The 14,768-nt window shown below is 62.9% G+C and carries 10 protein-coding genes; 3 read left to right on the forward strand and 7 right to left on the reverse strand.

Annotation, left to right across the window (positions count from 1 at the left end):
* Positions 1-87 precede the first annotated feature (87 nt).
* Positions 88-933, reverse strand: a complete 846-nt coding sequence (locus tag V5E97_RS03450) for an amidohydrolase family protein (protein WP_406697883.1) — start codon at positions 931-933, stop codon at positions 88-90.
* A complete protein-coding gene (locus V5E97_RS03455; protein WP_406697884.1) occupies positions 930-2,051 on the reverse strand; it encodes an alanine racemase in 1,122 nt (373 codons plus the stop codon). The genes V5E97_RS03450 and V5E97_RS03455 overlap by 4 nt, the downstream gene beginning before the upstream one ends.
* A gap of 296 nt (positions 2,052-2,347) precedes the next feature.
* On the opposite strand from V5E97_RS03455, the gene V5E97_RS03460 reads away from it, so the two are divergent.
* Positions 2,348-4,360, forward strand: a complete 2,013-nt coding sequence (locus tag V5E97_RS03460) for a hypothetical protein (RefSeq protein WP_406697885.1) — start codon at positions 2,348-2,350, stop codon at positions 4,358-4,360.
* Between the two features lie 427 nt (positions 4,361-4,787).
* On the opposite strand, the gene V5E97_RS03465 is transcribed toward V5E97_RS03460, so the two are convergent.
* The gene (locus V5E97_RS03465) at positions 4,788-6,251 is read right to left on the reverse strand and encodes a hypothetical protein (protein WP_406697886.1); all 1,464 of its coding nucleotides are present in this window, start codon (positions 6,249-6,251) and stop codon (positions 4,788-4,790) included.
* 231 nt (positions 6,252-6,482) lie between these two features.
* On the opposite strand from V5E97_RS03465, the gene V5E97_RS03470 reads away from it, so the two are divergent.
* Complete coding sequence (locus V5E97_RS03470) at positions 6,483-7,826, forward strand: aspartate aminotransferase family protein (RefSeq protein ID WP_406697887.1); 1,344 nt, start codon at positions 6,483-6,485, stop codon at positions 7,824-7,826.
* A gap of 34 nt (positions 7,827-7,860) precedes the next feature.
* Here V5E97_RS03470 and V5E97_RS03475 read toward each other — a convergent pair whose 3' ends face one another.
* Positions 7,861-9,771 carry an AI-2E family transporter gene (locus V5E97_RS03475; protein WP_406697888.1) on the reverse strand — a complete coding sequence of 637 codons (1,911 nt, stop codon included), beginning with the start codon at positions 9,769-9,771 and terminating at the stop codon, positions 7,861-7,863.
* A 201-nt stretch (positions 9,772-9,972) separates the two neighbouring features.
* Complete coding sequence (locus V5E97_RS03480; protein WP_406697889.1) at positions 9,973-11,169, reverse strand: aminotransferase class V-fold PLP-dependent enzyme; 1,197 nt, start codon at positions 11,167-11,169, stop codon at positions 9,973-9,975.
* 322 nt (positions 11,170-11,491) lie between these two features.
* Here V5E97_RS03480 and V5E97_RS03485 point away from each other — a divergent pair, with 322 nt between their 5' ends.
* Positions 11,492-11,980: a hypothetical protein gene (locus V5E97_RS03485; RefSeq protein ID WP_406697891.1), complete on the forward strand. Its 489-nt coding sequence runs from the start codon at positions 11,492-11,494 to the stop codon at positions 11,978-11,980.
* A gap of 26 nt (positions 11,981-12,006) precedes the next feature.
* On the opposite strand, the gene V5E97_RS03490 is transcribed toward V5E97_RS03485, so the two are convergent.
* A complete protein-coding gene (locus V5E97_RS03490; RefSeq protein WP_406701118.1) occupies positions 12,007-13,059 on the reverse strand; it encodes an NAD(P)-dependent alcohol dehydrogenase in 1,053 nt (350 codons plus the stop codon).
* 152 nt (positions 13,060-13,211) lie between these two features.
* Positions 13,212-14,432, reverse strand: a complete 1,221-nt coding sequence (locus V5E97_RS03495) for an acetyltransferase domain-containing protein (RefSeq protein ID WP_406697892.1) — start codon at positions 14,430-14,432, stop codon at positions 13,212-13,214.
* Positions 14,433-14,768: the final 336 nt, after the last annotated feature.

The following is a 14,768-nucleotide window of genomic DNA, read 5'->3' on the forward strand; positions in this document are numbered from 1 at the left end:
AATTACGGCCGGGCCGGCCGTGCTACTGCCAATCAACCCAGGGCAAGAACAGCGAAAACCCTCGGTTTTGTGGCGAGATCCTCCTGTTCAGGCGAGTCCCAGGATGCCGAGTGCGTCCCGTTCGATCATCGCCTCGATCGCCTGTTCGTTCAGTTTTGGCAAGCCGGTCCCCTGGGTCATGGCGTTGAGCTTGCGGAGGCCGTCGATCGAGGCATTGACGGTGGTGAATGGGTAGTCGCTCCCGAAGAGGAGCTTCTCCCAGACGCCATATTCCTGCACGAGCATCAGGCTCTGATAGAGCTGAAACGGCCGATAGTGCAACGCGCTGACGTCGGCGTAGACGTTCGGGTGCTTGCGGATGGTCGCGATGCATTCCCCCTCATACGGATGCGAGAGGTGCGCCATGATGATCTTCACGTCCGGGAAGCGGATCGCGACGGCGTCGAGGTGGCGGGGAAGCGTACACTCCAGAGGGGCTTGCGCGATGAAGGTCGTGCCGGTGTGGAGCAAGACGGGGAGGTTGTGCCGCGTCGCATAGCGCCAGAGTGGGTCGAGCCTTGGTTCATCGGGCCGGAATCCCGCGTACATCGACAGCAGCTTGATCCCTCGAAGACCGAGATCCTGGTGGCCTTGCTCCATCTCCGCTTCCCAGCCCTCCTGGGTGGGGTCGACGGAGAGGAAGCCGATCAGCATCTCGGGATGAGCGTTGACGTAACGGGCGACGTACTGGTCGTCGACCCAGAGCCCGCTCAGCTTCGCCTTGCCACCGAAGACAATGGCCTTGGCTCCCGGCTGCGTCGAGGCGAGGTAGTCTTCGAACCGGACCGTGAGGTCGACCTCGACGCCCGCTCGCGCCCGGCAGGCCTGGCGGCGAAAGTCGTCGTTGAAGTGGAGCGGGTACTGCCAGGCATGACTGTGAACGTCGATGATCATGAAAGTTTCCCTCGGGCGTCGACGGTAATCGGGCGAAGCGCTCGCCCCTCGAGCCACCAGAATCGGTCTTGAAGATTAACGCATGGGCAGATGTGGTTCGGAATCACACTGATCCGCTCGCCCACCTTGGGCCGGACGTCACAGAGTGTGACGTCGACTTGCCCGTGCTCCTCACTGAGTCGGGTGATCTTGGCCCCCGGGTATTCGACGATCAGGCCGTGCCCGCTGTCGCGAGCAGGGATGCAGGCGTCACTGGTGAACGTCTTCGTTCCCCCGTCGATCACCACCTGGCCCTTCACCGCATCGCTGATGACCGTGCAGACGATCCGGGCCGCACAGTCGTCGGGCGTGCAATAGCCACCACGTACCGTGTTCATGTCATTGAAGACATACGTCCCGGGACGGATCTCGGTCAACGGGGGGACCAGGTGTGACTGAAACGCGGCGGGGGTCGATCCACCGGAGACGATCGCAGCCTCCAGACCATGCTTCGCCCAGAGGTCGATCGTCTCTTGTAGCTTGGCTGCCACGGCCGCCAGCGGTTTCGCCTGCTGGTCGGCCGGTTCCCAGACCTGGCCGGGATAGCACATGAGGCCATCGAGCCGAACACCGGGCCGGCCGGCGATCAACCGGGCCAGCGCCAGGGCCTCATCCGGGTTCGCCACCCCGGTCCGTCCCATCCCGACGTCGAGATCGACGAGCAAGCCAATCGTGCTCCCGGCCGCCACCGCCGCCCCGGCCAGCGACTCAAGGGCGAACGCGGAGTCGATCGCCACGCGCACCGTCTTCGTGTGCGCAAGCTGAGCCAGTCGGTCACAACGCGCCCGATCGACGGCCGGGTAGGCCATCAAGAGGTCGTCGCAGGCCTCGGCCATCTGCTCCGCCTCGCCGACCTTCGCCACCGTCAAGCCGACCGCCCCCGCGTCGATCTGGAGCCGGGCAATCGTCCGACTCTTGTGCGTCTTGGTATGCGGACGAAGTTTGAGCCCATGCTCGGCCACGTAGCCGGCCATGCGATCAATGTTCCGCCTGGCGATCACGGCATCGACCACCAGCGCCGGCGTCGGCACCTCTTCAAGGGGGATGGTCTGGGTCCCGGACGAGGTCGACATAACCATGAGGCTCATTTCCCTTTTTCAGTGCAGCGTCGTTCGAGAGCATTGGGGACGTATTATCGCAGATCGTGGCCGGAGTTGAAGAGGCAGGGAATCGGCTGCCACCGGACTATTTTCTCTCACCAACCCGCCCGAGTCACAATCGCCATGATCGACCAATCCATTCAGTAATCCCTAAGTCTCTATTCCATAACATTTACGACTTGTGTCACATTTCCAATCACAATCGTAGACTCTTTTTGCAGGCCCCGACTGTCAGATCCGACGTACCTCTTCACTCGGCGCGGAGCGAGGCAACCATGGACCACCGAATTGGTTTGATTGCCGTGAACGGACTTGATGCTTTCGCCCTGGCCGATCTCTTCCCCACCCTCCCGGAGGAACGATTCGCCTCGTCTCACTCGTGGGCCTGGTTACGGTTCGACCCGACCGTCGTGGAGGAAGAGCGATGGATCGCCCAGGCAGAGCGAGAGCCGCTCGGCAAGGCGCGGCGACCGTTCCTGGTGATCCGAGGCGAGGCGGACAGGTCCTGGCGGATCAGCCTCTATTCGCCCAAGCAGGAGCCTCTGCATCTGGCCTTCCACCATGATTTCTACCGGCCACCGACCCAGCCGCTCGAGGATTTGCTCGACGAGCTCGACGCCACCGTGCCGGAGGACTTCCAGACCATGAAGGAGGAGGTTGGGAAGGGGAGCGGGACCAGCAGCACTCGCCTGAAGAGCCTGGACGCCGTCAAGAAAGCCCAGGCAAAGCGAGTCGGGGCCTGGATCAACGCGCGGGACGATTTCGGTGACGGCGATCAGGCCCGCCGCGTCCTGAGCGGCAAGGCATGCTCGCCGGGGGAGCGGCTCGGCCCCTTCAACGTGCTTCCCCAGTTCCTCGACACCCTGTCTCTGGGCAAGGCGTTTGGGACCGAGGACAGCGCGTGGCAGGTTGGCCCGGAGGCTGGATCCGTCGGGTCGTTCGATCGGTCGCGATCGTTGTACGCAACCGTTCCTCGCGCCGAGTTGATCGCGGGAGGGCCGATCGAGCTGCCGGTGGACGACCTGGCCCGGTTCTGGCTCTTGCCCTGGTTTTGCGAGACCGACTCCGAGACGGACCTCTTGATCGTCCCCAAAGCCGGAACCCGCCTCCGCTTGCCTCGGACCGACGGGTCGGTGGAGGTTCATCGCCGAGGTGCCCAGACCTACATCGAGATCACCTGGAACCCGCCCGGAAGACGCGTTTCCACGTACCGCGAACTCTGCCAGGCGATCGCCGCCGCTCCCGCCGGAACGACCATTGAATTCATCGCGGGCCGGATGCCGGAGGACGACTCCGACGACGCGTCCCTCCAGGCCGGCGATCAACGCTACCTCGGCTCGCTGACCGATCAGGGCACATTCCTGTTGACCCACTCGTCCGTCGCGGCAAACCCGGCCGACTTCCTCGCCGCGATGGAAATCTGCCGGCAGATCGACCAACCCAAGCCATCGTTCGTGATGCCGAGCGAGCAGGATGCGCGGGGGGTCTTGGAACTCGCGCGCGGCACCGACTGGTTTGTGGATGCGGGGGCCCTTCCGCGAGTCAAAGGGAAATCGGTCACGGCGGCCAGTCGGGATGAAGCCATGACGACGATGATGATGGTCTTCCGTAAACGATTCGAGGCCGGCCCCTGGAACACAATCGGCGGTCAGCAACAGGATGAGGTGAGTCATCAAGAGTGGGAAACCGCGATCCAGGAGGTCGAGAAGTCACTGGCGAAAGCGTTCGCCGCGCCTGAAGGCGGCGACATCATTCTCGAGACCGAGCGAGCCATTTTCCGAAGTGCCGACTGGTCGAAAATGAATGTCGGCTTTCTCGACGCCCTGGACACTCTCTGCGGCCCCTGCGAGCAGGAAGACATGCCGCCAACCCCGACAGAGAAGCTCTGGCCAATCGACCGGGCCTTCACCAACCTGAAGTTCACCCGGCTCGGCGACGTCCATTGCAACCGATTCGGCGAACTCTACCTCCGCGGCTACGCCGGCCCATCAGGCGACACATTCGCCGCCATCGCCGTCGGCACGCTCGGCCAGTTCGCCTTCGAGTTCGTCACCCCACTGGCGGGCGGAGGGAGCCTGACAACCTCCACGACGCCCGACTTGAAGGACAAACCCAAAGCCGGTATTTATAAACGATCGTTTCCCACATTGACCCCGGCCGCTCTCTATCAGGAGCACCGGTCCGCCCTCGCCAAGTTGACCGCGGCCCATGCCGAGGCCCAACCGATCGAGGCGACCACCGAGGGGTTCTGTCGGGCTCTTGACGATTACATCAAGCGAGAATTCTAATGAAACCCTCCCGATACGACATTCGATCGGTACGCCGATTGCTCTCCTGAAGATCCGGACAGTGGGCCTGTCCCTGCTCATCCAGTTGCCGATACGGCCCGAAGACGTAAAGCCTACCTGGTCAACCAGGACTCCGTCATGCGAACAATCATTACTATTGCCACTCTTGTTGTTTTTGCCGCCACTTCGAGTGGTTGCTCCAACTTGCGAGGGATCATGCAGCCCTCGCCAACTGCCACCAAAGCCCCTCGAAACATCCCCGTCGTTCTGCAACCCCCAGTCTCGAGTTGGCCATGAACGGGAAACGAGACGATTCGCCAAGGCCAACACGAAAGGCGTTTCCATTCAATCCCCACACCCATTTGATCCCCATTCACGGCCGGGCCGCCCGCACGACTCGGCCGAGGCAGTTCCTCCTTCATGGCGTTCACCTCTCGGCCATCTGAATGGCGTAGAGATCGGCATCTTTCATCACAAAGCGAAACCGGACCGCTTTGCCGGTGAGTGAGCCGAGGTCGCTGCCGTTCTTCCAGCGTGCGGGGCGTTCGATCTCGTTGCCGATGGATTCGACGCTCTCAGCCAGGGTGAAACCGGGGATCGGTTGGCCATTCGCGTCCTGGATCTCGACGCGAATCCCCCCCGCGGCCGAGGTCGCGAAGTTGAGCAAGAGACGCTTGCCCTGGAAGTCCAGCGGCTTCATGACCATTTCGCCCCCTTCGTAGGGCGCCCGGACCGATGCGAAGCCGTCAAGCCGCAGGCTGTAGCGATGGAGGTGAGCGGACGGCTGGGCATAGTCCTGATTCGTGTAGACCGACATCTCGGTCGGTCCGGTCTGCACGAGATTCAAGGCCGGATAATTGGTCCGCGAGACCCAGTTCCGCGCACCAATGCCCGGACGGATGAACGCGCCTAGAAAGGCGCGGTCGTAGATGTTGCCGCCGCGGCTCGTCATGAAGATCGCGTCGGACGTATCCTTGAAATAGTTCGGATTGACGTCGATCGCTTTCGCCTCCTCGGCACTCAGGACCTGACGGCCGGGCATGAAGCGAGCGGCGGTCGCGATGTAGAGGTGCGGTGCGCGAAAGTAGGGTTGAGTCTGGTTCGTGTAGAGATGCTCGATCGGGGCAGGGCGGCCGTTGGCGTCCTTGTACTCCATCAACTGGATCGCTTTCCAGTTCACGAAGTCCGTACTCTCCGCCCGACAGATCCGCCGCACCTTACCTTCGAAGACCCGGAAGAACGCCAGGTATTTCCCTTCCGCGGGCGACCAGAACGCCAGGTTCTGCGAGTCGAACATGTACGGAAAAGCAACCATGCTCTTGGTCAGCACGGGCTTGTCCTGCAACTTCTTCCATTGAAGCCCGTCGGCCGAAACGAACGCAACCAGGCCCGTCTCCATCGTCCCCCCCAGCGCTTTGTAGCGTTGGTCGGCCGGGGCCGCCGGGTTCGTGTCCAGAAGCGGACTGAAGTTGTGCGACAGCCCACCCACGGCCAGCACCACGTTGTTGTCGCGACGGCCCTCGACCTCAACCAGCCCGAGTTCCGGCTTGGTCCAGTGGATCCCATCCTGGGAATCGGCCACGCAGGTGACCTCACCGACCCCATCCTTCTTGGCGATCGCCTTCCCTCGGTAGTAAGCCCGATACTTGTCGCCGTCGTGAATGACCGTGCAATAGCCCGAGAAGCCCCCCTCCCACGGCTTGTCGAAGGCGAGGACCGGTCCCTCATCCCTTGGTTCGCACAACCGGAGTGAAACCCCGCGCATCAGGTCGATCAACCGAGTATCCACAAACGGTTCAACCCGACCGGCCGGGGCCGCAACAGGCTCAGCTGCCAGCCCAGGCGTTGCGACGATGATCGAAATGAGAGCGTAAAAGCCAATCCAGCGCATGATTGATCTCCTGGACGAGAGTCGATCCGTTCCTCGCTTGAAGTCCAGTGATCCTATATTGGTACGGACAACCGATTCAACCCAGGCGTGCCCAGCATGCCGATTTTCCCGCAAGCGTGGGCCATGAGTCCCAATCATCCCGCCGGGTAGCTGTCAATGCCCCGCAAGGTCGGTAAGATTGGAAAGCCTTGGCTCGACCTGTCGCCCTTGTGACCTTGGGAATCTGTAGAAATGAATTGGCCGAAATCCGAGAAACTTCTGGCGGACAACGCCCGGCTCGTCCCTGGCGGACTCGCTTCGCTCAATCGCAAGGCGGATCCCGTCATCGCGTTCGTTCGCGCCAAGGGGTCGCGGCTCTGGGACATCGACGGTCATGAATATATTGACTACCATGCCGGCTTCGCCCCCTACATCCTCGGCCATGGCGATGAGGACCAGAACGCCGCGGTGATCGAAGCGATGCGCAACGGCCTCTCAAACTACGGGTCCGGCCCGACCCTGGAAGAGGGAGAACTCGCCCGACTCTTCCTCAAAGCCGTCCCCCATGCCGAGAAGGTCCAGTTCTTCAACACCGGCTCGGAAGCCACCTCGCAGGCGATCCGCGTGGCCCGCGCCTGGACCGGCCGGTCGCATATCATCAAGATGCAAGGGGGTTATAACGGCCACCACAACGCGGTGGCCACGAACCTGATGAGCACCCGCGAACAACTCGGCGGGGTCGCCATTCACGGTGACGAGTATCCGACCGTCCCCTTCTCGGCCGGGATTCCCCCGGTCGAGCGAGCGCTGACTCACGCCGTGCCGTTCAACGACCTGGCAGCCGTGGAGCACGTCGCCAAGCGTGGTGAACTCGCTGCGTTGATTACCGAACCGGTGCTCCAGAACATCGGCGTGGTCAAGCCGAAGCCGGGCTACTTGCAGGGGCTCCGCGACCTGGCCGATCGCTACGGCTTCGTGCTGATCTTCGACGAGGTGAAAACCGGGTTCCGTTCCAGCCTCGGCGGGTACCAGGCGCTGGCCGGAGTGACGGCCGACCTCTCCACCTACGGCAAGGCGGTCGCCAACGGCTTCCCGCTGGCCGCGATGGCGGGCAAGTCGGCCTTGATGGACCTGGCGACGAGCCCCGACCCCACCAAGCGAATCCTGATCGCCGGCACCTACAACTGCCACCCCGTACCGGTCGCCGCGGCAATCGCCTGCCTCAAAAAACTGATGGACCCCGCGCAACGGGTCTACGACAAGCTCGAAGGGCTGGCCCAGCGGCTCGAGGCCGGGCAGCGAGACTTGTTCAATCGCTATGGCATTCCGGTGGTCATCAGCCGCGTCGGAAGCGCCAGTTGCGTCTACTTCTCGACCGTGGAGCCGTCGGATTGGTGGGACATCCTCGACCACCACGACGCGGCGTTCGACGCTCGCTACCGCCGTGCTCTGATCGAGCGCGGGATCTATCACTTCCCGGTCATCGTCAAGCAAGGGAGCATCAGCTTCGCGCACAGCGAGGCCGATATCGACCAAACGCTCGAGGCCACCGAAAGCGCCCTGCGAGCGCTGACCGGTGACCCCAAATCGACCTGATTTCCACCGCGGAAGCGGGCTCAATGCCCGCTCATCATGCCGGCGTCGAGACGGCCACGGCCGTCTTGACCTGGGTGACGCCGGCCGAGCTCAGACCTTCCTCGGCGGCGGGAAAGACTTTGGCCAGGATCCGGTCGCGAGCATCGGCCAGCGTGAAGACGACGTGGGTCGCACCGACGTTCGTCAAGCGCTCGGCCGCGGCCGCGGCTCCCCCGGTCTCGCCCCAGCGGCCGACCACAACCGGCAGAGCGCTGGATTGAGCGCGGAGCCGGCTGACCAGGTAGCGAGACTGAGCCAGCCCTTCGGGCGGTACGTGGGACAGGACGACGAGTTCCGGGTTCCGTTCCGCCACTTGCTCGACGACCTGGAGGGGAGATCCGGCGTCCGCGACGATCTCAAGATGGCATCCCGACGGAGCGAGCAACTGGCCGAGCATCTTCAGGACAAGCACGTCCGAGGTGTCGACCACCGCCACGCCCATGAGCTCGACGGCCGAGGGGGCGGTCGCCTCGTTCGCGGCGCCCGGGGCGGCGCCGTTCGGCGGGGCAGGGGTCATCGACTGCAGAGTCAGCTCCGTCACCCCTTCGAGGTTTTCGACGATCTCACCGATGACCTGCCAGATGAACGCTTGCAGCCGCTCTTCGAGATCGTCCCGAGCCGCGTCGCGCTCGGCCAGCATCAGGGTGGGAACCAGAATCCGGTCGAAGACTTCCGCGCGAGGCCACTTCTTCAGCGCCTCTTCGACGAATTCAACCGCCCCTTCCCGGTCCAGGGAAACGAGCCGCTGATAGAACCGCACATGCGGGTCGAGTTCCGCCTCCTCGCCGAGCATGGTGGCGAAGAAGCGGAGGCCGGGCACGTACTTACCGATCACCGCCAGGCAGACCGTCAAGGGGGTGGAAAGGAGAAGGCCGAGCGTTCCCCAGAGCCAGGTCCAGAACATCGCGGCCACCAGGAGGCCGAGCGCTGAGACCCCGGTCGTCTTGCCGTAAATGATCGGCTCCAGAAAACTGTTCAGTATCGTCTCGAGCACGGCATAGAGAGCGATGACCAGGAGCGGCTCCCACCAGCCCGGGAAATAGGCGAACGAGAAAACCAGGGGGAGAATGAACGCCACGGCAGGCCCCACGTAGGGGATGAACCGCGTCAACGCCGCCAGGCATCCCCAGAGCACCGCGTAGGGAACGCCGATCAACGCCAGGCCCACGCCGATCACCAGCCCGAAGGCCGAATTCATCAAGGCGAACGTCGCCAGGTAGCGGCTGATTCGCTGACCGATCTCCTCCGTCGTCCGGGTCGTCAGACTCACCTGCCGATCTCCGAAGAGACTCACGATCCGGTCGCTGAGATCCTCGTGTCCCATCAGGATGAACAGCACCAAGATCAAGACAAAGCTGCCGACCCCGAGGAATTCCAGGTAAGGGCCGGTGGTCGACCGGAGCCGCTCCTGGAACGACGGTTCGGAGACCACGACCACTCTCGGGATCTTGTTCGACGTTGTCGCTTCCGAGTCTGAGGAGGAGGTGTCCACTTTCGCGGCCGACGGCTTATCGAGTTTCGCCATGACCCGGTCGGACATCTTCGTCAACTTCTCGGCAGTCGACGGTTGCCCCGGCTTGACCACGCTGTCGAGCTTCCTCTCGATGTTCCCCTGGAACTCGGGCAGCTTATTGGCCAACGAGGTCAACTGCTCTCCAACGACATAGCCAAGCCCCCCGAGCACACCCAACGCCATCACGACGGTCAGAATGACTGCGCCGACGCGCGGCACCCCGAGCCGCACCAGCCGATGCACCGGAGGCGCCAGGGCGAAGCTCAAAAGAATCGACAAGGCCAGCGGCTTGAGCACCTCGGCGGTGAAATACATGAACGCGACGATCGCGAAGATCAGGATCGTGAGCTTGAACGGGTCGTTCAAGGTGGACGACTTACGGATGGTGCCCATTGAAGAGTCAGTCCCTTGGATGAGGTACGTTCAAGGTCATCGGATCGTGATCGCAGGTGACGCGACTCACGTTCCCCCGGCCTCAGGCTCGATCGTGCCACCGGGGATCCCGCTGCAAGCGGACCGCGATGCGCCCATTGCCGAGTTAAGTACCTCTGCAACCCTCGTGCCGACATCACCGTTCCCGGATCGATAACTTTCTCAGGGGCGCAACTCTTCGCCCAACCGCCGAATCAGGGCCGTCGTCCGCTCCTCGTTGAGATGCAGGGGGTTGATGACCAGCTTGCCCTCGTCCAGCAGGCCGTGCCCCACATAAACCGGCGGCGATCCCTTGCGCAGGCGGCGGCAAACCTCCAGCGCCGAGCGGCCCAACGCCGCCTCATCGACAGTCATTTCGAGCACAGGCAGGCTCTCGCCATCACTCGGGTCCACGAGCCTGGTCCGCGCCACCCCTTCCAACCCCGCCGCCACCCGCTCGAGATCGCCGCGAAAGGCCGCCAGGTCCCGATCGTACGCCCCTTCGGTAAAGAGGCGCAAGGCGGTCAGCAAGGCGACGATCTGCTCCTTGGAGACCTTCATGCCCCGGCCAATGCCATGCCGGGGCAAGCCGGCCAGCCGCGACCGATCGAATAAATTGTCCGGCGGCTCCCAGAGATCAAAATGGTCGTCCATATCGAGCATCTGCAAGGCCGCCGACCCGACGAGTTCGCGCCGGCCGCAGAGGATCCCCGTCGCCTGGGGACCGCGAATCGCCTTGCCACCACTGAAGGCCACGACGTCGGCCCCGGCCGCGACGATCTCACGGAGGTTAGCTCGCGGCGGCAATTCCCCCGCGGCATCAACCAGGACGCTCAGTCCATGTTGGTGTGCCACCGCAACGACCTCGGAGAGCCTCGGGCGTGAGTGCGGGCCATAAACGTAGAGAATGCCGGCCGTCAACGGCCCGATGGCGCTGGCGTATTCCCAGGCCTCCGCTCGGCGAACCCCCGCCCCGGCGATCGGCTCGTGAAACCCGACCTCAACCAGCCGCGCTCCCGCCGCGCGCACCGCATGGTCGTAGCCATTACGCTGCTCGCGTGCAATAATAAATTCATGCGGAAACCCATCACAATGCGGTAGCCGCTCCATCCGCCCCAGTTCATACCCGGTCAAGATCGCCGCCGCCCCCAGCGTCAGCCCCGCCGCCGCCCCCGCCGTGACCAGCCCCGCCTCAGCGCCCGTGGCCTCGGCAATCGCCCGCGAAGCCACTCCTTGCAACTGTTCCAACGGGACCGACTCACCGGCCGCCGCGCAGAATGCCTCCAAAACCAAGGGGGACATCGGCGCCCCGCCGAGCCGCGTCACCGCCCCCGAGGCATTGATGATCGGCTCGATCCCCAACCGCTTGAAAACATTCATCAATCGCCCCCAAAATCACAGAGCCAGCGGCGACCGGCTCGGCGATCCTTTATCAAGGTGATCGCCAACGCCTGAACACCACGACCCGATCGTCCACGATTCATCAAACGATCCAAAGACCGGCCCGGCCGGGCCAGTTCCGCTCATCATGGCAGTTCACCCTCGATTTCGCGAATCCCGCATTCGTGTCCTCAGAAAGTGAAGGCCCACCTCAGCCGCGAGAAGTGGTAGAATCAGCCATCCAAGAATTGGTGAAAATCCCGCACAGGGTCGTCTTTTTTTGCGTAAGAGGCCTCCAAAGAGTCAGGGAACGAGGTGACAGATGCCAGTTGACTCTTGGGAGTGGATACCAGGGAAATCGGTCGGCCCGTTTCAATTCGGGGCCAAAGCACGCGCCGTGATCGCTCGGTTCGCGCTCCGTAAGTTGGAACCCGCTTGCCCCGATGCGGACTGGGACACCTACGAAATCCCAGGGCGTGAATCCTGTCTCTCGACGGAGGACGACAGAATCTCGTCGATCAACTGCTGGGATCATCTTTATTACAAAGACTCCGACATTCTCACACTGAGCCGAGACGAGGCACGGGCACTCCTCGGCCCCGAGGAGGAATCGGAACCCCTCGGTGAAACCTCGCTGATGGCCGTCTACTACCACAGCCTGGGATTGACCCTCTGGATCGAGGACGGCTGGATCAAGAGCGCCACCTGTGAGGAGAGTTCCGACACGGACCTCATTTTTCGGATTCTCCCACCGAATCTGTGGGTGAAGGCCATGCACAGTGAAAAGAAGCGGGCGTTCCGTAACAACTGAGGCTCGGGCTCTCCTACCCTTACGCATCAATTAAATGTGATCAATGGCTTAATCATCCCGTCCTCCTTCGTCTCCATCAGATGTAACCCTCGCCCCACCTCCTCAAACGGGAACGTGTGCGTGGTCAAGGGACTCGGGTCCACCCGGCCCGCTTCGATCATTCGCAGGAGGCGTCCCATCCGTACGTTTCCTCCGGGGCAGAGGCCGGTCCGGATCGTCTTGCCCCCCATCCCCAGGCCCCAGGCGATCCGAGGGATTTCGACCGAGTCGCCATGACCGAAGTAGCCCGCGACCGAGATCGTGCCCCCCGGCCGGGTCGCCTTGACGCACGCCTCGAACGTCACCTGGGCCCCGAGGCATTCGATGGCCGAATCGACGCCCTCACCGTCCGTGAGTCGAAGGATCTCCTCGACCGAATCCACGGCCGACGGGTCCACGACGAAGTCGGCCCCAAAGTGTCTTGCCAGTTCTTGCCGCCGGGGAACACCCTCGACGGCGATGATCCGCCCCGCGCCCAGCAGCCGGGCGCCGGTCGTGGCCATTAACCCCACCGGCCCTTGCGCAAAGATGGCCACGGAGCCGCCAAGCGGGATGGCGGCGTTCTCGGCCCCCATGAAGCCGGTAGACAGCATATCGGCGCAGTAAACCGCCACTTCGTCGGGGATGGTCGTCGGGATGGCGGTCAGGTTGGCCCGGGCGTCATTGACGTGAAAGTAGTCGGCAAAGACTCCATCCTTGACGTTGGCGTATCGCCAACCGCCGAGCATGTGTTGGCACTGTGAGCTGAACCCGCGCTGGCAGTTCTCGCAGGTGAAATCGGGAGTGATCGCCCCGACCAGCACTCGGTCCCCCTCCTTGAAACCCTTGACCTCGCTGCCGAGCCGGGCGATGACCCCGACCGCTTCGTGCCCCAGCGTCAGGTTTTTCCGCTCGCCGATGCCGCCCCGCAGCGTATGAACATCCGACGTGCAGATCAGGGCCCTGGTCGTTTTGACCACCGCATCGTTGGGTCCGGGCTCGGGGATAGGCTTCTCCGTGAAGCCGGTCTCGCCGATGCCCCTCATCACGAACGCTCGCATCATCTGGGCCATGGTCGCTCTCCTCTTTTCTTTGAGGTTGCTCCCAAAAACCTCCCCGGCAGTCACAACGCCCAACGTCCTACTCTGCCATGGTAGGTCACGGCGGGGCGGACAGGGAAGTGACTCCACCACGGCGGCCGGCGGAAAAGCGATCAGAGATAACTCAGCCAGGAATCGCGGCGTCGACGCTTCACGTCAGCAAACCAGCGGCAGGGCAAGTAGAGGATCACGATCGCGACAACCCAGCACAAATAAACCGTCGCCAGGCTGTTGTCGTAGCCTTCGGGTGACTGAAAGGGAGCAGTCTCGAAGAGCCAGCCGACCGGCTGTCCCCGCAGCGCGGCGACCGCCACGCCGAGCCCGTGGGCCACGGGCAGGTGCAGCAAGAAGAAGAACAAAGGGACCTGCCCAAAAGTAGCCAGGGGACCGGCCAGGAACCTCGGCAGGCGGTCGAGCCAGGCCAGGGCCAGAATCGCCGGCCCGAGAGCCATCAACAAGTAAAGCAGCGACGGCGGGTACTTCTGACAGTTCAGGAACGACATCAGGGTCAAGAGCGGGGTCGCCTGGACCGTCCAGGGCCGGGGGTCGCCGTAGACGTTCAACGCCCTGAGCCCGACGAATCCCAGGGTGAGGCCGACTCCCAACGCGACCAGGATCGTTCGCCGCCGGTCGGGCGGGAGCAAAAGGACAGGCCCAAAGGCGTAGCCCACCGCCATGACGCCAATCCAAGGGATCAGCGGATACCCCTCCAAAATGCCGATCCCCCCAACCAAGGGCACAAAGCCAGGCTCATGGAGCAGTCGCCAGAGGAGCGACCCCACGCCCGAACTCTCGACCCGAAGTCCGTCGAACAGGTTATGAAACGCGATCAGGCCGATCCCAATCGCCCCCACCAGCGCCCTGGGCAGGAAGATCAACCCTGCCAGCGCGATCATCGACCAGCCGATCGCCCAGAGGATCAGCGCCAGGATCACCTTGGGCATGGTGAATGTGAGGGAAAAGCTGACCCAGGTCTGTTCGAGCAGGATCAACCAGAGCCCCCGCTTGAGCAGGAATAAGGAGAGTTGCCCCTGGGTCTTGCCCCGCGTCCCCGCGAGAAAGGCTGACGACCCGGCGAGGAAGATAAAGGTCGGGGCGCAGAAGTGGGTGATCCACCTCGTGAAAAAAAGGGCGGGAGTCGCCACCTCGAGGTTGGTCGGAGAGACGCGAACATCCATCAGGTAGTCGCGAACGTGGTCCAGGGCCATCAGGATCATGACCGCCCCACGGAGCAGGTCGACGGAAACCAGGCGGCCCGTCATCCCATCGCGATCCCCCTCTGCCTGGGGAGTGATCGCATCGTCCGGTCGGGCATCGATTCCGAGGTAGTCCATGACCGAGGCTCCGTTGAATGAAACCGCTGTCTCGAGCCTGCTCGACGCCGCAATCAAAAGTTCTGTGCACGTCTTCACGGAATGGGTCGAGCAGGGTGACGGCTATCCTACAGCAACCCACGCCTCCGGGTCGACCAACTCGAATAGCGGCCGACGAAAACGGTTCAGGAAACCCAGAAATCGCGGAAAAATCGTCTCCGATTACTTCGACTCTTTCCAAATCCCAGGCGAACCTGACTCAACAATTCATCTTTCCACACATGCGTTGAACCACCCAATCGTCCAGTGAATTGGCCGACCATTGAGGCCTGGAGCCGGACATGTTATAGGAGAATG

It is taken from the genome of Singulisphaera photorubra (assembly GCF_045290345.1).
Taxonomy (GTDB): domain Bacteria; phylum Planctomycetota; class Planctomycetia; order Isosphaerales; family Isosphaeraceae; genus Singulisphaera.